Source organism: Streptomyces sp. NPDC104202, assembly GCF_055584185.1.
Map to the genome: position 1 here is coordinate 1 of NZ_JBVJMN010000015.1, position 22,582 is coordinate 22,582.

The 22,582-nt window shown below is 74.8% G+C and carries 19 protein-coding genes; 11 read left to right on the plus strand and 8 right to left on the minus strand.

Translation table 11 applies throughout. The annotated features are described in order from the left end of the window. Positions 1–98: 98 nt before the first annotated feature. Positions 99–2,120 (minus strand): elongation factor G, encoded by a 2,022-nt coding sequence (fusA, locus tag ACZ60W_RS12830; protein ID WP_469755354.1) that lies wholly within the window; start codon positions 2,118–2,120, stop codon positions 99–101. Positions 2,121–2,441: 321 nt separating this feature from the next. Next, positions 2,442–2,858, minus strand: a complete 417-nt coding sequence (locus tag ACZ60W_RS12835; protein ID WP_469755355.1) for a VOC family protein — start codon at positions 2,856–2,858, stop codon at positions 2,442–2,444. A gap of 155 nt (positions 2,859–3,013) precedes the next feature. Here ACZ60W_RS12835 and ACZ60W_RS12840 point away from each other — a divergent pair, with 155 nt between their 5' ends. Further along, positions 3,014–3,649, plus strand: coding sequence for a nucleoside/nucleotide kinase family protein (locus tag ACZ60W_RS12840; RefSeq protein ID WP_469755356.1), 636 nt, complete (start codon positions 3,014–3,016; stop codon positions 3,647–3,649). On the opposite strand, the gene ACZ60W_RS12845 is transcribed toward ACZ60W_RS12840, so the two are convergent. After that, entirely contained in the window at positions 3,646–4,383 is a 738-nt protein-coding gene (locus tag ACZ60W_RS12845; protein WP_469755357.1) for a CTP synthase C-terminal region-related (seleno)protein, read from the minus strand. The two genes, ACZ60W_RS12840 and ACZ60W_RS12845, sit on opposite strands and share 4 nt — an antisense overlap. Positions 4,384–4,479: 96 nt before the next feature. Between ACZ60W_RS12845 and ACZ60W_RS12850 the strand changes: the two genes are divergently transcribed. The 4 genes from ACZ60W_RS12850 to ACZ60W_RS12865 all read left to right on the plus strand — a co-directional run bounded on the left by ACZ60W_RS12850 (position 4,480) and on the right by ACZ60W_RS12865 (position 8,136). Beyond that, the gene (locus ACZ60W_RS12850; protein ID WP_469755358.1) at positions 4,480–5,004 is read left to right on the plus strand and encodes a tetratricopeptide repeat protein; all 525 of its coding nucleotides are present in this window, start codon (positions 4,480–4,482) and stop codon (positions 5,002–5,004) included. Positions 5,005–5,015: 11 nt separating this feature from the next. Beyond that, positions 5,016–5,897, plus strand: coding sequence for a LysR family transcriptional regulator (locus ACZ60W_RS12855; RefSeq protein ID WP_469755359.1), 882 nt, complete (start codon positions 5,016–5,018; stop codon positions 5,895–5,897). 49 nt (positions 5,898–5,946) lie between these two features. Further along, entirely contained in the window at positions 5,947–6,906 is a 960-nt protein-coding gene (locus tag ACZ60W_RS12860; protein WP_469755360.1) for a DUF1444 domain-containing protein, read from the plus strand. Between the two features lie 87 nt (positions 6,907–6,993). After that, entirely contained in the window at positions 6,994–8,136 is a 1,143-nt protein-coding gene (locus ACZ60W_RS12865) for an aminopeptidase P family protein (RefSeq protein WP_469755361.1), read from the plus strand. Positions 8,137–8,146: 10 nt separating this feature from the next. Here the strand turns inward: ACZ60W_RS12865 and ACZ60W_RS12870 are convergent, their stop codons facing one another. Genes ACZ60W_RS12870 through ACZ60W_RS12880 form a run of 3 tightly spaced genes read right to left on the minus strand, consistent with a single transcriptional unit; the run spans position 8,147 to position 11,870 of the window. Continuing rightward, positions 8,147–9,001, minus strand: coding sequence for an alpha/beta fold hydrolase (locus ACZ60W_RS12870; RefSeq protein WP_469755362.1), 855 nt, complete (start codon positions 8,999–9,001; stop codon positions 8,147–8,149). 34 nt (positions 9,002–9,035) lie between these two features. Further along, entirely contained in the window at positions 9,036–10,787 is a 1,752-nt protein-coding gene (treZ, locus tag ACZ60W_RS12875; protein WP_469755452.1) for a malto-oligosyltrehalose trehalohydrolase, read from the minus strand. A gap of 60 nt (positions 10,788–10,847) precedes the next feature. Continuing rightward, complete coding sequence (locus ACZ60W_RS12880) at positions 10,848–11,870, minus strand: GNAT family N-acetyltransferase (protein WP_469755363.1); 1,023 nt, start codon at positions 11,868–11,870, stop codon at positions 10,848–10,850. A gap of 135 nt (positions 11,871–12,005) precedes the next feature. Between ACZ60W_RS12880 and ACZ60W_RS12885 the strand changes: the two genes are divergently transcribed. From ACZ60W_RS12885 to ACZ60W_RS12895, 3 genes are all read left to right on the plus strand, one after another. Further along, on the plus strand, positions 12,006–12,554 hold the full coding sequence (locus tag ACZ60W_RS12885; RefSeq protein ID WP_469755364.1) for an FHA domain-containing protein: 549 nt from the start codon (positions 12,006–12,008) through the stop codon (positions 12,552–12,554). Positions 12,555–12,769: 215 nt separating this feature from the next. After that, positions 12,770–13,816, plus strand: coding sequence for a cytochrome P450 (locus tag ACZ60W_RS12890; protein ID WP_469755453.1), 1,047 nt, complete (start codon positions 12,770–12,772; stop codon positions 13,814–13,816). A gap of 89 nt (positions 13,817–13,905) precedes the next feature. Further along, positions 13,906–14,406, plus strand: coding sequence for a hypothetical protein (locus ACZ60W_RS12895; protein WP_469755365.1), 501 nt, complete (start codon positions 13,906–13,908; stop codon positions 14,404–14,406). A gap of 15 nt (positions 14,407–14,421) precedes the next feature. Here the strand turns inward: ACZ60W_RS12895 and treY are convergent, their stop codons facing one another. Further along, complete coding sequence (gene treY, locus ACZ60W_RS12900) at positions 14,422–16,773, minus strand: malto-oligosyltrehalose synthase (RefSeq protein ID WP_469755366.1); 2,352 nt, start codon at positions 16,771–16,773, stop codon at positions 14,422–14,424. 90 nt (positions 16,774–16,863) lie between these two features. Here treY and ACZ60W_RS12905 point away from each other — a divergent pair, with 90 nt between their 5' ends. Beyond that, the gene (locus ACZ60W_RS12905) at positions 16,864–18,096 is read left to right on the plus strand and encodes an MFS transporter (protein ID WP_469755454.1); all 1,233 of its coding nucleotides are present in this window, start codon (positions 16,864–16,866) and stop codon (positions 18,094–18,096) included. Here the strand turns inward: ACZ60W_RS12905 and glgX are convergent. Beyond that, a complete protein-coding gene (gene glgX, locus ACZ60W_RS12910; protein WP_469755367.1) occupies positions 18,065–20,185 on the minus strand; it encodes a glycogen debranching protein GlgX in 2,121 nt (706 codons plus the stop codon). The genes ACZ60W_RS12905 and glgX overlap by 32 nt on opposite strands. A gap of 138 nt (positions 20,186–20,323) precedes the next feature. On the opposite strand from glgX, the gene ACZ60W_RS12915 reads away from it, so the two are divergent. Beyond that, positions 20,324–21,172: a Tat pathway signal sequence domain protein gene (locus tag ACZ60W_RS12915; protein ID WP_469755368.1), complete on the plus strand. Its 849-nt coding sequence runs from the start codon at positions 20,324–20,326 to the stop codon at positions 21,170–21,172. A 50-nt stretch (positions 21,173–21,222) separates the two neighbouring features. Further along, entirely contained in the window at positions 21,223–22,551 is a 1,329-nt protein-coding gene (locus ACZ60W_RS12920; protein ID WP_469755369.1) for a copper amine oxidase, read from the plus strand. Positions 22,552–22,582 lie beyond the last annotated feature (31 nt).

A 22,582-nucleotide genomic window follows, 5' to 3' on the forward strand; every position in this document is an offset into this window, starting at 1 on the left:
CAGCCACACTCCTGTACGGGGGGGGCGCGACATGGCCCCCCCCCCCCCCCCCTCCCCTCCCCCCCCCCCCCCCCCCCCCCCCCCCCCCCCACGGGGGGTCACACCGTCAGGCCCTGCGGTGCCGGGGCGTATCCGGCGGGCCGGGTCGTGAAGGTGCCACGGCCCTGGGTGCGGCCGCGGAGGCGGGACGCGTAGCCGAAGAGCTCGGCCAGGGGCACCGTCGCCTGCACGATCGCCGTGCCGGAGCGGGTCGTCTGGTCGGTGACCCGGCCGCGGCGGGCCGCGAGGTCGCCGAGGACGGAGCCGACGGACTCCGCGGGGACGGTGACCGTGACGTCGGCCACCGGCTCCAGGAGCGTCATCGCGCTCGCGCGGAGCGCCTCGCGCAGGGCGAAGCGGCCCGCGGTGCGGAAGGCCGTCTCCGAGGAGTCCTTCGGATGGGTGGCGCCGTCCGTGAGCGTGACCCGGACACCCGTCACCGGATGGCCGCCGAGGGGGCCCTCGACGAGGGCGTCCCGGCAGCCCGCCTCGACCGCGCGGACGTACTCCTGCGGCACGCGGCCGCCGGTGACCGTCGAGCGGAACTCGAACTCGGCGTCGGAGCCGGTGGGTTCGACGTCCACGACGACATGGGCGTACTGGCCGGAGCCGCCGTCCTGCTTGACGTGGCGGTACAGCAGCCCGCTGACGCCCGCGGTCACCGTCTCCCGGTGGGCGACCTGCGGACGGCCGACGGTCACCTCGACGCCGCGGTCGCGCCGGAGCTTCTCCACCGCGACCTCCAGGTGCAGTTCGCCGAGTCCGGACAGGACGGTCTGGCCGGTCTCCGGGTCGGACCGCACGACGAGCGAGGGGTCCTCCTCGGAGAGCCGGGCGAGCGCGGTCGCGAGGCGGCCGGTGTCCGTGGAGCGGCGGGCCTCCACGGCGACGGAGACCACCGGGTCGGCGGTCGTCGGCGGTTCGAGGAGGACCGGTGCGTCCGGGGCGCACAGCGTCGCCCCGGCACGGGCGGACTTCGGCCCGACGACGGCGACGATGTCGCCGGCGCGCGCCTCGGCGACCTCCGTCGTCCGGTCGGCCTGGACGCGCAGGATGCGGGCGATCCGCTCCGTCCGTCCGGCTCCGGTGTCCAGCACGGTGTCCCCCTTCGCGAGTGTGCCCGCGTAGACGCGGACGTAGGTCATGCGGCCGGTGGGCGTCGCGCTCACCTTGAACGCGAGCGCGGTGAACGGCGCCGACGGGTCCGCCGGCACCTCGCCGCGCACCGGAGGCATGTCCGACGGGGCCGGGAGGTACGCGACGACGGCGTCGAGCAGCGGCTCGATCCCGCGGTTGCGGTACGCCGAGCCGCACAGGACGACCACGGCGCCGCCGGACAGGGTGAGATCCCGCAGGGCGCCCGCCAGGGCGGCGTCCGACAGCGCGTCGTGCGCGCAGAACTCCTCCAGGGCGCCCGGATGCAGCTCCGCCACCGTCTCCTCCAGACGTCGCCTGCGGTGGCGGGCCTCGTCCCGGAGGTCGTCCGGGACGGGCTCGTCCGCGTAGGCGTCGGCCCCGTCGGTCCAGACGTACGCCCGCATCCGGACCAGGTCGACGACGCCGGTGAAGCCGTCCTCGCGGCCGATGGGGAGCTGGACGGGGAGCGGGACGGTGCCGAGCCGGTCGCGGAGGGAGGCCACGGCCGTGTCCAGCTCCGCGCCCGCCCGGTCCAGCTTGTTGACGAAGGCGAGGCGCGGGACGCCGTGCCGGTCGGCCTGCCGCCACACGGTCTCGCTCTGCGGCTCGACGCCCGCGACGGCGTCGAAGACGGCGACGGCGCCGTCGAGGACCCGCAGCGAGCGTTCGACCTCGTCGGAGAAGTCGACGTGGCCGGGCGTGTCGATGAGGTTGATCCGGTGGCCCGCCCAGTCGCAGCTGACCGCCGCCGCGAAGATCGTGATGCCGCGGTCCCGCTCCTGCGGGTCGAAGTCGGTGACGGTCGTGCCGTCGTGGACCTCGCCGCGCCGGTGGATCGCACCCGTCAGGTACAGGACCCGCTCGGTGACGGTGGTCTTGCCCGCGTCGACGTGGGCGAGGATGCCGAGGTTACGGACGGTGCGGGTGTTCAGGTCGGTACGCACGGTGTCGTGCCTTTCGCTGCTGCTGGAGTACAGGGCAGCGCGATTCCCGGACGGATCCCGAAGCGAAGGGGATCAGGACGTCACGGGTCGGCGATGGCGGGCGCGCAGCCGCCATCGGCCGCGGCGAGAGGCGAGGATCACGTCGAAGCGGTCACGGAGCGCCGGCACGGCGGCGGCGAAGTGGCTGCGCACGGTCGGCTCCCCTCGGTCCACGCGACGGCACGGCCCACCGGTCGGTGCGCCGTGCCGCGAGTGTAGGGAGAGCGGGCCCGCCGACGACACCGGTTTTCCGTGCGGCCGGCGGACCGGCCGACGCCGGTGCTAGGCCGTCTCGGCGGCGGGCTGGAGGAGGTCCCAGCGGTTGCCGTAGAGGTCCTCGAAGACGGCGACCGAACCGTACGGCTCGTGGCGCGGCTCCTCCAGGAACTTCACCCCGGCGGCCGTCATCCGGTCGTGGTCGCGGGCGAAGTCCTCGGTGTGGAGGAAGAAGCCGACCCGGCCCCCCGTCTGGTTGCCGACCGAGGCCGACTCGGCGTCGTTCTTGGCCCGGGCCAGCAGCAGGGCCACGTTGCCGAGACCGCCGACTCCGCCGGCGTTGCGCGGGCGGACCACGACCCAGCGGCTCCCGTCGCCCCGGTCGGTGTCCTCGACCAGGTCGAAGCCGAGGGCGTCGGTGTAGAAGGCGATGGCCTCGTCGTATTCACGGACGACGAGGGTCACGAGTGCGATGGACGGCATGACCCCAACGTAATACGCGGAACCGGACGGATCTATCCGCGTCGACCCGCGTCGCCGCCCCCGCGACCCTCGCCGGATCGAGGGTCGCACCGAGGGTAGGGGGAGGGGCGCGGACGAGGGTCGGACCCGCGCCCCCGGGCGGCCCCGGTGCGACAATGCCCCGCATGGACGCACAGGGGTTCGACCGGCTCGTCGCCCGCGCGCGGGGCCTCGCCGCACCCGGCCGACGCCGCCTCCTCGGGCTCGCCGGAGCCCCCGGCGCCGGGAAGTCCACGCTCGCCGCACGGCTCGTCGAGCGCCTCGACGGCCTCGCCGTCCTCGTCCCGATGGACGGCTTCCACCTCGCCGGCGCCGAACTGGAACGGCTCGGCAGGGCGGACCGCAAGGGCGCCCCGGACACCTTCGACGCCGCCGGCTACGCCGCGCTCCTCGCCCGCCTGCGGACCCCCGAACCCGCCACCACCGTCTACGCCCCCGCCTTCGACCGCACCCTGGAGGAGCCTGTCGCCGGGTCGGTCGCCGTCCCGCCCGACGTGCCCCTCGTCGTCACCGAGGGCAACTACCTCCTCCACGACGAGCCCCCGTGGTCCGCCGTCCTCCCCCTCCTCGACGAGGCCTGGTACCTCGACCTGGACCCCGCCCTCCGGGTCCCCCGGCTCGTCGCGCGGCACGTCCGCTTCGGCAAGGACCCCGACCACGCCGCCCGCTGGGTCCGCGACTCCGACGAGGCCAACGCCCGCCTCGTCGCCCGCGGCCGCCACCGCGCCCACCTCGTCGTGCCGATGGACTAACGCGCCGCGTGCTCCGCCGCCGCCACCGCCAGGGCACGGACGAGGGGGTGGGGCCGGGTGCCGTCGCCGGCGAGTTCGGGCTGGAAGAGGGTGGCGAGGAAGAAGGGATGGGAGGGCAGCTCGGCGACGCGGACGCCGCCCTCCTCGTCGGTGCCCGTGAAGCGCAGGCCGTGGGCGCGCAGGGTGTCGAGGTGGCGGGTCCCGGGGCCGTACGCGCAGTGGTAGCGCTCGGTCGTCCGCTCCGCGCCGAGGGCCCGCTCCGCGCGGGAGCCGGGGGTGACGCGGACGACGCCCTCGTGGCCCACGAGGGAGCAGGCGAGGGGCCCGACGAGCAGGTCGGCGGGGTCGGCGGCCGGGTCGTTCTCGGCGTGAGCGGCGCGCTCCAGGCCGCAGACGTTCCGCGCGTACTCCAGGAGGGCGTGCTGGAAACCGCCGCAGGTGCCGAGGAAGGGCACGCCGTCCTCGCGGGCGGTGCGGATCGCCGCGAGGGCGCCCGCCTCGCTCGCGTACGGGCTGCCCGGCAGGACCCAGACCGCGTCGAAGCCCTTCACCGCGCCGGGCGCCTCCGCGTCGGGGGTCGGGATCCAGTAGGCGTCCAGGGCGAGGCCGTCGCGCTCGGCGAGGGCGTCGAGCAGGACGGGGATCCGGACGTGCGAGCGGACGTGCGGGGAGCGGTCGCCGACCAGGGCGATCCGGGGTGTGCGGACGGGGCGGGGGAGCGGAGTGGTGTGCATGGCCACCATGCTGGGCGGCCGCCCTCGTTCACGTCCAACGATGATTCCTGCACCGCGCATCACGAACGCTGATGGACGGCTGGATAGGGTGGCCGCATGACGAACGATCAGGACTGGGAGCGCCGCGTCACCGCGCTCTGGGAGCACCTCGACGCGCACGAGCCCGCCGACTTCCGCGCCCGCGTCGCCGCACTCGCCGCCGAGCGCCCCGCCGACGACCCCGCCGCCCTCTTCGAGCAGGGCGCCGCCCACGACTCCACCGGCCGGCCGGAGGAGGCCGTCGCGCTCTACCGGCGCGCCCTGGACGGCGGGCTCACCGGACTGCGCCGCCGCCGGGCCGTCATCCAGCTCGCCAGCAGCCTGCGCAACCTCGGCCGGCCCGACCGCAGCGTCGAACTCCTCACCGCCGAGAGGGACATCCCCGCCGACCGCCTCGACGCCGACGAGACGGCGCTCGCCGGAGCCGTCGACGCCTTCCTCGCCCTCGCCCTCGCCGACACCGGCCGCGACCGCGAGGCCGCCTCCCTCGCCCTCGGTGCCCTCGCCCCGCTGCTGCCCCGCTACAACCGCTCCCTCGCCCACTACGCCCGCGCCCTGCTCACCGCCCCCGACGGGTCCTGAACCGCCGCCCGATGGATCCGCACCTGCTCCGCACCTACGTCGCCGTCACCCGGCTCGCCTCCTTCTCCGCGGCGGCCCGCTCGCTCGGCTACACGCAGTCCGCCGTCTCGCAGCACATCGCCGCCCTGGAGGCCGACCTCGGGCTGCCGCTGCTCACCCGGCGGCCCGTCGCGCCGACCCCGGCCGGCGAACGGCTCCTGGAGCACGCCGGGGCCCTGCTGCTCCGCCTCGACGCGGCCCGGGCCGACCTCGGACGGTTCGCGGCCGCGCCCCGCACCACCCTCGACGTCGCCGCCTCTCCGCTCGCCCTGCACCCCCGGGTCCTCGCCGCGCTGCCCGCCACCGGCGTCACCCTGCGGAGCCTGCCCAGGGACCGGGTGCCCGCCGCCCTCGCCACCGGCGAGGCCGACGCCGGACTCGTCGACGGCATCGCCGCCCCCAGCGACCCGCTGCGGCTGCCCGACGTCGCCCCGCTCGCCGCCACCGGCGTCGCCGAGGAGCCGCTCGCCGTGGTCCTGCCCGCGGGCCATCCGCTCGCCGGGCGCACCGGGCTCCGCCTCGACGACCTCGTCGACGCCCGCTGGCTCGACGCCCCCGCCGCCGGAGTCCCCCTCGACCTGCTCCGGGCCGTGCACGCCGGCCCCGCCGGCCGGGGCTTCCGCACCGCCCTGCGCTACGAGGGCACCGACCCCCGCACCCTCACCGCGCTCGCCGCCGCCGGCCACGGACTGGTCCTGCTGCCCCTTCCCGCGGCCGGCGGGGTCCCGGGCGCGACCGCCGTGCCCCTCGTCGCGCCCCGGCTCGTCCACCGCACCGAACTCCTGGTGGCGGCGGGCGCGCACGGTGAAGCGGCCGGGCCGGTGGCCGAGTTCACCCGACGGCTCAAGAGCTGACACCCGCAGTCGCTACCCTGTGCGCAACGGCGACGGAAGGCGGGCAGGCGTGGGGTGGCTGCGACGAGGACCCAGGCGGGACGGCGACGACGCACCGAGGGACCCCGAGTTCGCGTACTTCTCCGAGCGCGAGGCCGCGCTCTTCCGCGGCCGGGTCCGGCAGACCTTCGCCGAACTCGGCCTGGAGGTCACGGTCTACGCCGGCCACGTCATCGACGACAAGGGCCGCCGCTTCGGCCTGGGGAACCTCGCCGCCGTCTGCCACCAGGACCGGCGCGGCCCGCGCGTCTGGCCCGGCACGATCGAGCGGCACATCGGCCTCGTCGTCCGCGCCATGGACGGCCCCTCCGCTCTCGACACCCTGCCGCCCGAGCAGATCCGCGCCCAGCTCTACCCCCGGGTCGTCAGCGCCGACGGCATCGACGCCGCCGCCTTCGGCTACGCCAGGACCGTCGCCCCCGGGCTGTACGAGATCCTCGCCCTCGACCTCCCGGAGAGCGTCATGATGCTCACCGACGAGGCGCTCGAACGGCTCGGCGACCACGCCCAGCTCCGCGACCGGGCGCTGCGGAACCTGCGCGGACTCCCGGTGGAGGAGCACGAGACCGTCCGGGACGCCGACGGCATGTGCTTCGAGATCATCCTCGGCGACTCCTTCTACACCGCCAGCCGCGTCCTCGACCTCGACGAGGTCGTCCGGCGCGTCACCGGTCTGCCGATCGGCGAGCACGGCGCCCTCGTCGCCCTGCCCTTCCGGCACCAGCTGGCCTTCCACCCCATCCGCGACACCTCGATCATCCCGGCGCTCGGCGCCATGGCCTCCTTCGCCGCCTCCGGGTACGAGGACGTGCCCGGCGCCATCAGCCCGTACGTCTTCTGGTGGCGCGGCGGCACGCTCACCCAGCTCAGCGAGCACGACGAGGAGCGGGGCGACCTGCGGATCGTCGTCGGCGACGACTTCCAGGACCTCCTGGAACGGCTCATCGCGCAGGGGCCCGACCGCCGCTGACCCGGGTCGCGGCCGACGGCGCCGCCCGGCAGGATGCTGGGGGGACGAGTACGTCGCCGGACGCAGCGGAAGCCGAGGAGAAGCCCCATGCCGAGCACCGAAGCCGCCGAAGAGGTCGTGCCCTTCACCGCGGACGACTACCGGGCCCGGATGGCCCGCGCCGCCGACTCCGCCGCCGAAGCCGGGCTCGCCGGGGTGCTCGTCGCCCCCGGCCCCGACCTGGTCTACCTCACCGGCTACCAGCCCACCGCGATCACCGAGCGGCTCACCGTGCTCGTCCTGGCCGCCGGACAGGACCCGGTCCTCGTCGTCCCCACCCTGGAGGCGCCCGACGCCGAGAGGGCCACCGGCGCCGCCGCGCTCACCCTGCGCGACTGGACCGACGGCAAGGACCCGTACGCCGTCACCGCGCCCCTCCTCGACGTCGACGGCCGCTTCGGCGTCAGCGACAACGCCTGGGCCATGCACCTCCTCGGCCTGCAGAACGCGCTGCCCGGCACCTCCTACGTCTCCCTCACCGAGGCCCTGCCGATGCTCCGCGGCGTCAAGGACGCCCACGAGCTGGCCCGGATCGCCGCCGCGGGCGCCGCCGCCGACCGGGCGTACGGCGAGATCCTCAAGGTGCGCTTCGCCGGCCGCAAGGAGACCGACGTCGCCGCCGACCTCGCCCGTCTCCTCATGGAGTTCGGGCACTCGCAGGTCGACTTCACCGTCGTCGGCTCCGGGCCCAACGGCGCCAATCCCCACCACGAGGCGGGCGACCGGGTCATCGAGCGCGGCGACATGGTCGTCCTCGACTTCGGCGGCCTCAAGCACGGCTACGGCTCCGACACCACCCGCACCGTCCACGTCGGCGAGCCGACCGACGAGGAGCGGCGCGTCCACGACCTCGTGCGGGAGGCCCAGCAGGCCGGCTTCGAGGCGGTCCGTCCCGGCGTCGCCTGCCAGGACGTCGACCGGGCGGCCCGCAAGGTCATCGCCGACGCCGGCTTCGGCGAGTACTTCATCCACCGCACCGGCCACGGCATCGGCGTCACCACCCACGAGCCGCCGTACATGATCGAGGGCGAGGAACTGCCGATCGTCCCCGGCATGTGCTTCTCCATCGAACCCGGCGTCTACCTGCCCGGCCGCTTCGGCGTCCGCATCGAGGACATCGTCACGGCCACCGAGGACGGCGCGGGCCGCCGCTTCAACAACACGCCCCACGAGATGGCGATCGTCGCCTAGGCCCCTCGGATCAGGCCGGGGGCGAGACGAGCGCGGCGACCCGCTCCGGGAACTCCTCCACGACCAGGTGCCCCGCGCCCGGCAGGACACCGAGCTCCACACCGTCCAGGCGGCGGCGGACGGCGGGCCGCAGCCGCCCCGGCGGCAGGAAGACGTCGTGCTCCCCGGTCGCCACCGTCACCGCCGTCTTCCGGGCGCGGGGTCTCACGAGCCCGGGTGCCCCGCTGGAGCGGGCGTGCCGGGCGACGAGCGTCATCCACTCCGTCAGCTCCGCCCGCGGCTCCCGGCCGGGCGCGTGCAGTGCGCGCAGCAGCCGGGCGGAGCGCGCCGGTGTGGGGCGCAGGTACCAGGCGGCGGAGGCGGCGAGCAGTGCGGGCGGCAGGCGCAGCGAGCACAGGCCGCCGGGGGAGACGAGCACCAGCCGCTCGATCCGCGCCGAGGAGGCGGACAGCGCGACGGCGGCGCCGAAGGAGTGGCCGAGGACCGTGACCGGCCGGCCGCCGCCGAACTCGTCCACGACGTCGTCGAGCCAGGCGCCGTACCACCCGTGTCCGCCCCGGGCGAGGCCGCGTTCGTCCGAGCTCAGACCCGGCCTGCCCGGCACGTCCGGCAGCACGACCCGGTGGCCGGCCGCCAGCAGGGCCTCGGCCAGGGGCAGCGAGACGGCGGCGTTGAAGTCGGTTCCGGGAACGAGGACGACCGTCGTCCCCTCCGGGCCGGGGGTGCCCGCCGTCAGCACGTGCGTCCCGGCGCCTCCCGCGAGGAGGACGTCCTGCTCGTGCGGCACCGGCCACGCGTCGAGCCTGCCGAGGCACCAGTCCCGTATCCGTTCCCTGCCGGCTTCGGTGCGGTAGATGGAGGTCATCCGCAGAGTATCCACCGGGGCGGGCGCCGCCCGGTCAGCCGTCCGTGAGGACGATCGCCGACTCCCCCGGCAGGCGCAGCAGTCCGTCCGCGCCGGGGGGCCCGACCGGGTCCCAGGCGGCCAGGACGCGGTCGCGGCCGTTGGAGCCGAGGGGGATGACCGCGGTCTCCCCACCGAGGTTGACCGCCACGCGCAGGTCGCCGCGGCGGAAGACCAGCCAGCGGGCCTCCTCGTCGAAGGCGGCCTTCACCCCCGCCAGGTCGGGGTCGGTGAGGTCCGGGAGGGTGCGGCGCAGGGCGATGAGCTGGCGGTACCAGGCGAGCAGGCGCTTGTGCGGGTCGCGTTCGCGTTCGGAGCGGTCCAGGACCGAACGGTCGCGGGTGGCGGGGTCCTGGGGGTCGGGCACCTCGTTCTCCGACCAGCCGTGCTCCGCGAACTCCCTTCTCCTGCCCCGCCGTACGGCTTCGGCGAGCTCCGGGTCGGTGTGGTCGGTGAAGTACTGCCACGGTGTCGTGGCGCCCCACTCCTCGCCCATGAAGAGCATCGGCACGGAGGGCCCGGTGAGCACCAGGGTGGCCGCGCAGGCCAGCAGGCCGGGGGAGAGGGAGGCCGAAAGCCGGTCGCCCAAGGCCCGGTTGCCGATCTGGTCGTGGGTCTGGGAGTAGCCGAGGAAGCGGTGTGCCGGGGTGCGCTCCCGGTCCACCGGCCGGCCGTGGTGCCGGTCGCGGAAGGTCGAGAAGGTGCCGTCGTGGAAGAAGACGTGGGTGAGCGTCTTGGCGATCGCCGCCATCGGCGCGCGGGCGAAGTCCCCGTAGTAGCCCTGGGACTCGCCGGTCAACGCGGTGTGCAGGGCGTGGTGGAAGTCGTCGTTCCACTGCGCGTGGACGCCCAGCCCGCCGAGCGTGCGGGGCGTCGTCGTCCGCGGGTCCCCGAGGTCGGACTCGGCGACCAGGAAGTGGTGGCGGCCCTGCTCCGCCGCCAACTCGTCGACCGAGGACGAGAGTTCCTCGAGGAAGGTCAGCGCCCGGGTGTCGGCCAGCGCGTGCACCGCGTCCAGCCGCAGCCCGTCGATCCGGTAGTCCCGCAGCCAGGCGAGCGCGCTGCCCGTGAAGTAGGCCCGCACCTCGTCCGAGCCCGGCGCGTCCAGGTTCACCGCGGCGCCCCACGGCGTGTGGTGCGTCTCGGTGAAGTACGGCCCGAAGAAGGGCAGATGGTTGCCGGACGGCCCCAGGTGGTTGTGGACCACGTCCAGGACGACGCCCATGCCCAGGCCGTGCGCCGTGTCCACGAAGCGCTTCAGCGCCGCGGGCCCGCCGTACGGCTCGTGCACGGCCCACGGCGCCACCCCGTCGTACCCCCAGCCCCGCACCCCGGGGAACGGGCACAGCGGCATCAGCTCCACATGGGTGATGCCGAGGCCCGCCAGTTCCCCGAGGCGCGCGGCCGCCGCGTCCAGGGTGCCCTCCGGGGTGAAGGTGCCGACGTGCAGCTCGTACAGGACGGCGCCCCGCAGCCGCAGCCGCGGGGACGCGTGGCGCCAGGCGTACGCGGAGTGGTCGACGACCGCGCTCAGGCCGTCGGGCCCGTCGGGCTGGCGGCGGGTGCGGGGATCGGGCAGGACCGGGTGGTGGTCCAGGGCGAAGCCGTACCGGTCGCCGTCCTCGGCGGGGACGACGCCGGTCCACCAGCCCTCCCGTTCGGCGTCCCTTTCCAGGGGGTGGTCGACGCCGTTCAGCGCCAGCACCACCCGTTCACGGGCGCTCGGCGCCCACACCTCGAAGAGCACGGGAATCCCCTCGTCGACGGCCCAGTCACTCCACACCGGCTACCGCGACCATCCTGGCAGTCAGGAACCCGGGGCGCCCGGCGCGTCCCACACGTAGTTGATCGCCCGCTCGAAGTTCACGTAACCCGCCCGGGCGAACGCCGCCGCCATCGGCACGTTGCCCAGGTCGGTCGCCGCCCGGACGCGCGGCACGTCGACGGCGGCCAGGACGCGGGTGCCCTCCGCCAGGATCTCGTCGATGTGTCCCTGGCCGCGGTGCGCCGGCAGGACGCCGATGTACGCGATGATCGGGTGGTAGTTGTTGCGCGCCGGGATGACGAAGCCCACCGGCTCCCCGCTCTCCGGCAGCACGGCGACCCGCCACCACGCCTGCGGCGAGGAGTACTGCGCGAGCTCCTCGTCGTAGTGCAGCTCCGCCGCCTCCCGCACCGACAGGCCGGACGCCAGGTCCGCCTGGCCGTGCGCGTCGAGCGTCCCCTCCATCACCGGGGTCATCAGAGCCACCAGGTCCTCGCGGTCCCGGACGGGCCGGAACTCCAGACGCCCGGCCGGCTCCGGAACCGGGGTCCCGGGACGCCACTCCAGACGGAGCCGCTCGACCAGCGGACGGGCCCCCGTGCGCTCCAGGACGTCGAAGACGGAGCGGAGCGAGTCCCGGACCTCCGGCACGTCGCGCCAGTCCGCCGGCATGAACCGTCCGAACTCCGGGCGCCGCGCGTCCGCCGGGATCACCGCGGCCGTGGCGGTCTCCAGGAGACGGACGCCGACCTCGACGCGCTCCTCGGGGGAGAGGTCGGGGGAGAGGTCGAGGAAGTCGAGGGCCTGCGGCGCGGCGCCGGCGGCGTTCGTCCACCAGGAGAGCCGGCCGAGGAGCCGGTCGCCGTCGAGCGCGACCCACATCCACTCCGGCAGCCGGCGGCCGGTGGCCAGGTCGTCGGCGAGTTCGTGGTCGAGGGAGTAGGAGAGGCCGAGGAACAGGTCGAGTTCCCCGGGTCCGGTGAGCGGCCGGAGGACGAGGTCCTCAGGGGCCGGGGAGGAGGACGAGGAAGCGGTCGGAGAAGAAGCGGACGAAGACGTGGTCACGTCGGGATTTCCCCCTGGGGATCCGGGTGGCGAGGACGGCAGACCGTAACAGGCGCGCCTCGGCGGCCGACAGCGATTTCCCAGGCCAGGGACGCTTCTGGACACTGCGGGCCCGCCGGGCCGACAATCGACGGTGTGACGACCCCTTTCGAGCTTCCGGCGAACTCCCCTCGGCTGACCGACGCCGAGCGGGACCGTGCGCTGGTGCTGCTCCGTGAGGGCGCCGCTCAGGGCCGCCTCTCGCACGACACCTTCCTCTTCCGCATGGAGCGCGCGCTCCAGGCCCGGCGGCCGGACGAACTCGACCTGCTCACCGCGGACCTGAGGACCGAGGGGACCTGGACCCGGCGGGTGGTGGGCGCGGTCGAGCGCATGTCCGCGTTCACGGCCCGGCTCGGCCGCGCCTGGCACGCGGAGCGGCTGCCGAAGCTGCTGATGCCCCGCCCGGGGCCGCATCCGCTGCGGATCGGGCGCGATCCGGTCAACGGGCTGCGGCTCAGCCACGAGACGGCCTCCCGGCTGCACGCCGAACTCTCCCTCCAGGGCGGCACGTGGGTGCTGCGCGACCTCGGCTCGACCAACGGCACCACCGTCAACGGGCGGCGGGTCACCGGCGCCGTGGTGGTGCGGCCGGGGGACGTCGTCGGCTTCGGCCAGATGGCCTTCCGTCTCTCCCACGACTGACCGCGCGCCCCGGCGCCCCGCGCGTTCACCCGTTCGGCGGTATGCGGCGGGCGGCGGGGCCCGGCCGATGATGGGCTGGGGGGACGCGCGCCGCCTTCTCCGGCCGCGGCACCCACCGCCGATCGACAGGGGGCGCGATGAGCCACGAGCCGAACCGCGGCGCAGGGGACGACCGGCCCCGGGCGGACGGGGACCCCTGGAGCCGGATCCCGTCCATGGCCCCGGCCGTCCCGTCGGACGCGGGCGCCGCCCCGGACCGGACCGGCGCCCCGCCCCGTACCCCCGCCGCCGTGCCGGGCCGGGTGCGGACCGCCGTCGGCCCCGTCGCCGGTCCGGGCGGGCCGATCGCCCGGACCGTCGCGCCGAGCCCCCTCGACCCCGGTGCCTCACGTGATCCGCACCGCGTCCACCGGGTCCTGCGCGAGGAGTTCCCGCTCACCTACGACCCGCTGCTGCGGGCCTGGGTCCTCAGCCGGTACGCGGACGTCGCCGCCGCCCTGACCGACGCCCGCTTCACCCACGGCCACCGGCCGGGCGACCCGCCGTGCGACGACGCGCACGTCGACATCGGGGAGGCCGCGCTGGGCGCGGTCGCCGAACGCACCGCCCACGTCCTGGCCCGCCGCATCGCCGAGCGCCCCCAGGCGGATCTGGTCGCCGACTTCTGCCACTGGCTGCCCGCCGGGACCGTGGCCGCCGCCGTCGGCGTGCCCTACCGCGACATGATGCGGCTGGTGCGCGGGCGGGCGGCCGGAGCGCTCGCCGGGGAGTGCGGCGGGCAGATCGCCGTACGGGAGAAGGCGCTCGCCTCCTTCCTCGCCAACGTCCTCACCGACCCCGACCTGGTCGCCGCCCTCCGTGACGCGCCCGCCGGTCCGGTGGCCCGGGCCTGGACCGAGTCGCTGCGGCGTGACCCGCCGGTGCAGATCGCCGTGCGCCGCACCCGGGCGGAGGTCCCGGTGAGCGGCGGCACCGTTCCGGCGGGCGCGTCGGTGGCGCTGCTCATCGGGTCGGCCGGCCGGGACCCGGAGCGGTTCCGCGAGCCCGACCGCTTCGACCCGTTCCGCGACGACGGTGACCAGCTCACCTACGGCAGCGGCCGCTGCCCGGCCGTGATCCTCGCCGGCCTGGAGGCCGAGTACGCCCTGCGGGCGCTCTTCTCGGCCATGCCCCGGCTCCGTCTGGCCGACGGTTTCCGTCCGACGTACACCGGTCTGATCACCCGGTCCCCGCGGAGCCTGATTGTCCGGCCGGGCGGCTGAGCCCGGACGGAGGGCCCCACGACCGCTGTTAGGGTGACGTGCGCTCGTCAACGAGCCCATGTCTTACCACTTTCAACGGGGATTCAAACATGAAGATGCGTCATGTCCGCGCCATCGCTGTCTTCGGCATCGCGGTCGTCGCCCTCACGGGGGCCCGCGGCTCCCACGGCGGTAGCTGCGGCGGCAGCAGCTCCGGCGGCAGCAGCTCCAGCAGCGGCGGCAGCAACCACGGCGACAACGACGGCACCTCGGGCAGCAGCTCCGGCGGCTCCGTCTCCGGCGGCTCCGGCAGCTCGAACAAGGCCGTCCGTGACGTGACCATCGACGAGTGCAGCTACGACGCCAAGACCAAGAACCTCGTCGCGCGCGTCACCGTCAAGAACGACGGCATGCTCGACTACGACTACACCGTCACGATGAGGTTCACGGGCGACGCGGGCGGCACCGCCGTCCCCGCGACCGCGACCAAGACCGCCATCGCGGTCAAGGCGGGGGCCTCCGAGCGCGCCGAGCTCGCCACCTCCTACCCGGGCTCCGGCGACGGCTCGGAGTACACCAAGTGCGAGGTCTCGCGCGTCTCCCGCTCCTGACCCGTGACGGGCGGCTCACCCCGCCCGCACCAGGAGCGCCACCGGCCGGTCGGCGAACAGCTCGGCGAGCTTGAGCTCGGTCGCCGGCCCGCCGGTGAACTCCCGCACCCCCTCCAGGACATCGGCCCAGCGGCCCTCCGGCAGGACCAGTTCCGTGTCCTGCCAGCCACCGGCCTCGGCCAGCCGGAACGACAGCCGGGTCACCGCCGTCACCACCGCGCCCGAGCGGGCGAACGCCAGACAGTGGCCGGCCGCCGGGCCCTCCGCCGTCAGCGGGACGTACGTGCCGCCGGGGCCGAAGACCTCCGGGCGGTCCCGGCGCAGCGCCAGCGCCGCCCGGACCAGGGCCGTGCGGTCGTCCTCCGGACCGACCGTGAACGGGGCCCGGTTGTCCGGGTCCACCAGGGCCCGGTACTCCCGCTCCGTGTTCTGGTAGAGCTCCGGCACCCCCGGCATCGTCAGCTGCGCGAGGGCCGCGCCCAGCGCGTGCGCCCGGATGTGCGGCTCCAGGGCGAACGCCGCCTCCGAGGCGGACCGCAGCGGCAGCCGCCCCGGCCCGGCCGCGGCGAACTCGGCGACGGCCCGCTCGTACCCGGCGTCCGGCTCCGTCCAGCTCGTCCTCAGCCCCGCCTCGCGCACCGACTTGAGGATCGCGGGCACGAGCCGCTCCGCGTCGGGCGCCCCGAAGCCGAAGGCCGTCTGCCAGGCGGTCCACGCCACGTGCGGATCGGGTGCGGGCACCCCCGCCACCTCCCCGAGGAGCTCCTCCCACACCCCGGGGCACTGCGCGAGCACCGCGATGGCCGCACGCACGTCCGCGCTGCGCTTGGTGTCGTGCGTGGACAGCACCGTCCCGGCGGAAGGCCAGTCCCGGGCGATCCGGCCGCAGTACGCGTGGAACTCCTCCACCGACACCGCCGGGCGCCCCGCGTCTCCGCCCACCTCGTTCGCCGACAGCAGCGGCGTGTACCGGTAGAAGGCCGTGTCCTCCACCGACTTGGCCCGCAGCGCCGACGAGGTCTGCGCGAACCGGGCCCGGAAAGCCCGGTGTTCGGGACCGTCGCCGCGCAGACCGAGCGCCAGGTCCCGTACGGCGTCGACCGCCGCCGCCTCCTCCGGCACCGCGAACGCCGCCTTCGCGCCGCGTGCCGCCTCCGGGGTCAGCACCTCCTCGCCGCCGCTCCGGTAGGGCCGGTAGACCGGCACGCGGACGAGCAGTTCGCGGATCGCGGTGGCGAGCGCCCAGGGCGCGTGGTCGCGCAGCGCGGGGTCGGCGGCGCAGATCCGGCCCGCGATCCGGGTCAGCGCCGACGTCTCGGAGGCCAGGTCGTGGGTCACCACCTCGTACGCGGCCCGCCGCGCCGTCGCCTCCCACTGCCCACCGCGGTCCGCGGCTTTGCCGACGAACGCGCGGTACACCTCGGTGAGTTCCCCGGCCCCGTCCGGGTCGGTGAACACGCCGTCGAGCTGCCGCAGCGCGTCGTAGCCGGTGGTCCCCGCGACCGGCCAGGCGCCGGGCAGCGTCTCCGCCCCCGTGAGGATCTTCTCCACCACCGTCCAGCACCGTCCGCCGGTCGCCGCCGCCAGGTCCTCCAGATAGCCCTGCGGGTCGGCGAGCCCGTCCGGGTGGTCGATGCGCAGGCCCTCCACCACCCCGTCCGCGACCAGCTCCACGATCTTCGCGTGCGTCGCGGCGAAGACCTCCGGATCCTCCACCCGCACCCCGATCAGCTCGGAGACGGTGAAGAAGCGCCGGTAGTCGAGCTCGGTGCGGGCCAGCCGCCACCATCCGAGCCGGTACCACTGGGCGTCGAGCAGCTCGTCCAGCGGCAGGTCCTCCGTCCCCGGGCGGAGCGGGAACTCCTGGCCGTCCAGGTGCAGCGCGCCGCCGGAGACCCGCATCCGGTCCCGGACCTCCGGCAGCCGGGCCGGCAGCACCGGGAGCAGCATCCGGCCGTCCCCCGCCCGCCAGTCGACGTCGAACCAGCGGGCGAACGGCGAGTCGGGGCCCTCGCGGAGCACCGCGCGCAGCGCGTGGTTGTGCCGGGGATCGGCCGCCATGTGGTTGGGCACCAGGTCCACGACGAGGCCGAGCCCGTGCGCCCGGGCGGTCGCGGCCAGCGCCCGCAGCCCGTCCTCGCCGCCCAGCTCCGCCCGCACGGACCGGTGGTCGGTCACGTCGTAGCCGTGGGTCGAGCCGGGCACCGCCTCCAGGACCGGCGAGAGGTGGAGGTGCGAGACCCCCAGCCCGGCGAGGTACGGCACGGCCCGCTCGGCGGCGGCGAAGGGGAACTCCGGCTGGAGCTGGAGGCGGTAGGTGGCGGTGGGCACGGGAGCGGCGGCGGGCGGGACCGGGAGAGAGGTCATGCGAACGTACGTACCCCGCCGGAGGGCTTCTGTGTCATCGCCCCATGCACCCGTTCGTGTGCATCGCGTTACGTTCGCGTGATGCTCCGGATGTATCGCGACACGCTGTCCCTGCTCGGACCGGTCCTGCCGGTGGTCTCCTTCCTCGGGCGGCTGCCGACCGCCATGTGCCAGCTCGGCAGCCTGCTCCTGGTCGCCGAGACGAGCGGCTCCCTCGCCGTGGCGGGACTCGCGGGCGGCGCGCTCGCCGCCGGACAGACCGTCGCCGGACCGCTCGTCGGCCGCCTCGCCGACCGCCACGGCCAGCGCGGAGTGGTCCTCGCCGCCTCGCTCGCCAACGCCGTCGCCGTCACCGCGCTCGTCCTCGCCGCCCTCGACCGCGCCCCCACCGCCTGGCTGATGGCGCTCGGCGCGCTCGCCGGTGCGACCGTCCCCCAGGTCGGGCCGCTCGCCCGGACCCGCTCGGTGGCCCTCGCCCGCCGCTCCGGGGCGGACGACCGGCTCGTCGGCACCGTGCTCTCCTTCGAGGGCACCCTCGACGAGGTGTCCTTCGTCCTCGGCCCGGCCCTCGTCGGTCTCGCCGCGGCCCTCGCCCACCCCGCCGCCGCCCTGCTCGCCGCCGCGCTCCTTCTCCTCGTCTGCGGCTCCGCCTTCGCCCTCCACCCCACCGCCCCGGCGCCGGCCGCTTCCACCCGGAAGAGTGCCGCCGAACGGACGCGGCTGCCCGCGTCGGCGTACGCCCTGCGGGGCACGATGGTCCTCCAGGGCGCCATGTTCGGCGCCTCCCAGGCCGGCATCACCGCGCTCACCGAGCGGCTCGGGGAGCCCGCCCAGGCCGGGCTCGTCTACGCGGCGATGGGCGTGATGAGCGCCGCCGTCGGCCTCTCGATGGCGGCCGTGCCCGCCCGCGTCGGGCTGACCACCCGCTGGCGCGCCGCCACCACCGGGCTCGTCGTGCTGTCCGTGCCGCTCCTCGCCGTCGGCTCCCTCGGCGCGCTGTACGCGGTCGTGATCGTCCTCGGCGCCGCCTACGCCCCCCACCTGATCACCGTCTTCGGGCTCACCGAGCGGACCGTGCCCGCATCCCGGCTCGCCGAGTCGATGGCCTTCCTCACCAGCGGGATCGTCGGCGGCCAGGCCCTCGCCCTCGCGCTCGCCGGCCGGCTCGCCGAGGGCCACGGCGCCCCCGCCGCCTTCGCGGTGGCGGTGGGGGCGGCCGTGGCCTGCGCGGTGCTCTCCTGGACGGTACGGGTCAGGGTTCCGGAGCCGCGTCCGCCGCGGGACGCCGCCCTCAGGCCGGCCGGCGCAGAACGGTCAGGCTGAGCGGCGCGAGCGTCACCCGCTCGCCCGCCGCCAGCTCCGGGCCCTCCTGTGGCGGCATGCCCTCCGGGTCGGAGGTGTCGACGACCGTCCGCCAGCAGCGCCCGTGACTGTCGGGCACGGCGAACTCCAGCTCCTCGGACGAGGCGTTGAACATCAGCAGGAAGGAGTCGTCGGCGATCCGCTCGCCCTGGGTGCCCGGTTCCGAGATCGCGTTCCCGTTGAGGAAGACGGTGAGCGCCTGGGCGTGTGCCGCCTGCCAGTCGCGCGCGGTCATCTCCTCGCCCTCGGGGGTGAACCACGCGATGTCGGTCAGCTCGTCGTGGGTGCCCTCCACCGGGCGCCCGTGGAAGAACCGGCGGCGCCGGAAGACCGGATGGTCACGCCGCAGCCGGACCATCGCCCGGGTGAAGCGCAGCAGCGTGCCCTCGGCCTCGCTGTTCTCCTTCGGCCACCGGACCCAGGACACCTCGTTGTCCTGGCAGTAGGCGTTGTTGTTGCCCTCCTGGGTCCGCCCGAACTCGTCGCCGTGGCTGAGCATCGGCACGCCCTGCGACAGCATCAGGGTGGCGAGGAAGTTGCGCGTCTGGCGGGCGCGCAGCTCCGCGATCCCGACGTCCTCGGTCTCGCCCTCCACCCCGCAGTTCCAGGAGCGGTTGTGGCTCTCGCCGTCCCGGTTTCCCTCGCCGTTCGCCTCGTTGTGCTTGTCGTTGTACGAGACGAGGTCGCGCAGGGTGAAACCGTCGTGGCAGGTGACGAAGTTGACCGAGGCGAGCGGGCGCCTGCCGTCGTCCTGGTAGAGGTCGGAGGAGCCGGTGAGCCGGGAGGCGAACTCGGCCAGGGTGCGCGGCTCTCCCCGCCACAGGTCCCGCACGCAGTCGCGGTACTTGCCGTTCCACTCGGTCCACAGCGGCGGGAAGTTGCCCACCTGGTAGCCGCCCTCGCCGACGTCCCAGGGCTCGGCGATCAGCTTCACCTGGCTCACCACCGGGTCCTGCTGCACCAGGTCGAAGAACGAGGACAGCCGGTCCACCTCGTGGAACTGGCGCGCCAGGGTGGCCGCCAGGTCGAAGCGGAATCCGTCCACGTGCATCTCGGTCACCCAGTACCGCAGGCTGTCCATGATCAGCTGGAGCACGTGCGGGGAGCGCATGAGCAGCGAGTTCCCCGTGCCGGTGGTGTCCATGTAGTAGCGGGGGTCGTCCGCGAGCCGGTAGTACGAGGGGTTGTCCAGGCCCCGCATGGAGAGCGTGGGGCCCAGGTGGTTGCCCTCGGCCGTGTGGTTGTAGACCACGTCGAGGATGACCTCGATGCCCGCCTGGTGCAGCGCCCGGACGGCCGACTTGAACTCCAGGACCTGCTGGCCCCGGTCGCCCCAGGAGGCGTACGCGTTGTGCGGGGCGAAGAAGCCGATCGTGTTGTAGCCCCAGTAGTTCGACAGCCCCGCGTCCACCAGGCGGTGGTCGTTCACGAACTGGTGGACGGGCATCAGTTCGAGCGCGGTGACCCCGAGTTCCTTGAGGTGGCCGATGACCGACGGGTGCGCGAGCCCCGCGTAGGTGCCCCGCAGCTCCTCCGGCAGATCCGGGTGGAGCATCGTCAGGCCCTTCACGTGGGCCTCGTAGATGACCGTGTGGTGGTACTCGGTGCGCGGGCGCCGGTCGTCGCCCCAGTCGAAGTACGGATTGACCACGACCGAGGTCATCGTGTGCGGGCCGGAGTCGAGGTCGTTGCGCGCGTCCGGCCGCCCGAACGGGTAGCCGTAGACCGCCTCGCCCCACTGCACCCGGCCCGACACCGCGCGCGCGTACGGGTCGAGGAGCAGCTTCGCGGCGTTGCAGCGCAGTCCCTGCTCCGGGGCGTACGGGCCGTGCACCCGGAAGCCGTACCGCTGACCCGGCATCACGCCCGGCAGATAGGCGTGCCGGACGAAGGCGTCCGACTCGCGCAGCTCCACCGACGTCTCCGAGCCGTCGTCATGGAGCAGACACAGCTCGATCCGATGGGCGGCCTCCGAGAAGACCGCGAAGTTGGTGCCCGCTCCGTCGTAGGTGGCGCCCAGGGGGTACGCCTGTCCCGGCCAGACTTGCATGGATTCGATTCTTCCTTCTCTGTCCGGGTTCCGGAGGTGTTCTTCGGCCAGATCCTGCCCGAAACCAGGGCAACCTCCTAGGACTTAGGCCCGTCCTACCGGGTGACCGCAGACCAAGAGGGGGATAGAGGGGGAAGTGTGTACGAAATAGCACGCCGCCACCTGGGGAAGGTGGTGGCCGGAGCGGCCATGGCGGTGACGGGAACGGCCGTCGCCGTCGCGATCGCCCTGCCGGGGTCCGTGTCGGCGGTGGACGGGACGCCCGGGCGGGCGAACGGCACCGCGGCGGGGACCGCGACCGGGGGGAACGGGACGGGCGGCGGGAACGCCGAGGCGGACGGCGCCGCCGCGCGCGCCGCGGGCACCGCGCCCGCTCCCGCGACCCTGGCGCCGCCGGCCCCCGAGGGGGCGAAGGGGGTGGGCAGCGACCCGCTCACCGACGACGAGCTCGCCCGGGCCGAGGCGCTGGCGCTGACCCCGCCCGCGGCCGCCGCCCTGGAGAACGTCGAGGGCGGCCGGGGCCCGCAGCACCTGGGCACCGAACTCTCCGACCCGCTGCCGGGCGACGACACCCGCCGCGCCGACGTGCGGTTCTACGACTACGGGCGGGACGAGCTCATCACCCGGACCGTCAACCTGGTCACCGGGAAGGTCGAGAGGTCGGCGGCCCAGCGCGGCGTCCAGCCCTCCGCCCACCCCGAGGAACTGCGCGAGGCCCTGGAGCTGATCCTCGCGAGCCCGCTCGGCAAGGGCGTCAAGGAGGACTACGCGGACGCCACCGGCACGCCGCTCACCTCGCCCGCCCAGCTCTGGTTCAACGGCGACGTCTACCGCCCCTACCGCGAGGCGAACGTGCCCGCACAGCTGGCCCGTTGCGGCGAGCACCGGTGCGTGCGGCTGGTCACCAAGGTCCTCAACGGGGCCTGGATCGACACCCGCGACCTGATCGTCGACCTCTCCGCGAGGACCGTCACCCGCGTCGGCTGACCACCGCCGCCCCGGTCCCACCTGCCGTTCGTACGAGGGAGTACGTCCCCATGACCACCCAGCGAAACCGGCGCGGCCGCCGGCGGGGCGCCGCCCTGACCGCCGCCGCCCTGCTCGGCACCGCGACCGCCGCCGCGGGCCCCGTGAGCGGAGCCACCGCGGCGCCCGCCCCACCCGCCCCGACGCGCACCGCGAGCGCCGCCCAGCCCGGCTGCTCCGCCGCGTACCACATCACGCAGAAGCTCGACGGCGGCGCCGTCTGGCGGATGTGCTGGCGCTACAGCACCGACGCGGGCCTCACCCTGGACCGCGTCACCTACCAGCCGCCCGGCGCCGCCGCCCCCATCCGGGTCCTCACCAGCGCCCGGCTCGCCCAGATCCACGTGCCGTACGACGACGGCGGGGCCGAGTACGACGACCTCACCGGCGCCGGCTTCGGCTGGGGCCTGCAGAACCTCAAGCCGGCCGAGTGCCCCGGCGGCACCCTGACCACGGTCAAGGTGCCCGAGGTCGGCCAGATCAAGGGCCTGTGCACCACCACCCGGGCCCGCGGCCACGCGTACCGCATGGCCAGCGACGGCGGCGACAAGGTCTACCAGGCCCAGGCCAAGGACCTGCTCGTCTACACGGTCAACAAGGTCGGCTGGTACGAGTACATCTCCGAGTGGCGCTTCTCCGCCGACGGCACCATCGGCGCCAACGTCGGTGCCACCGGCAGCCTTTCGCCGGTCGACTACAACGCCACCGACGGCCGCGGCTGGCCTCTCGGCAAGGGCGCCAAGGGCTACGCCACCAGCCACGCCCACAACGTCTTCTGGAAGCTCGACTTCGGCCTGGACGGCACCACGAACGACCGGATCGAGCAGTACGACTCCACCGTCACCCCGCCCGCGGCCGGCGGCGGCGGACCGACCGTGAAGACCCAGCGGACCCTCGTCACCAAGGAACTCGCCGGGGACGCCAAGAACATGCGCTGGTGGCGCGTGGTCAGCGGCACCGGCAAGAACGCCGACGGCCACGCCCGTTCGTACGAGATCGTGCCCGGCCACACCGACACCCACGCCGGGCGCGGCTTCAGCAAGCACGACGTGTACTTCACCCAGGCCCGCGCCTGCGAGCAGTACGCCAGCAACAACATCGGCAACTGCCCGGCCGGTGCCGGCGACAGCGTGGACAAATGGGTCAACGGGGAGACTCTGACCAAACCGTCCGTGTGGGTCAACATCGGGTTCCACCATGTCGCCCGCGACGAGGACCAGCAGCCGATGCCCGTCCACTGGCAGGGCTTCCAGCTCGCGCCCCGGGACGTAACCGCTATGAATCCGCTCACTCCGCCCGATCTCGCCTCCGAGAACGGGCAGCCCGATCTGGGGAGTTGAGCAAGGAGCCTGACGATCCTGCTGCACCGCC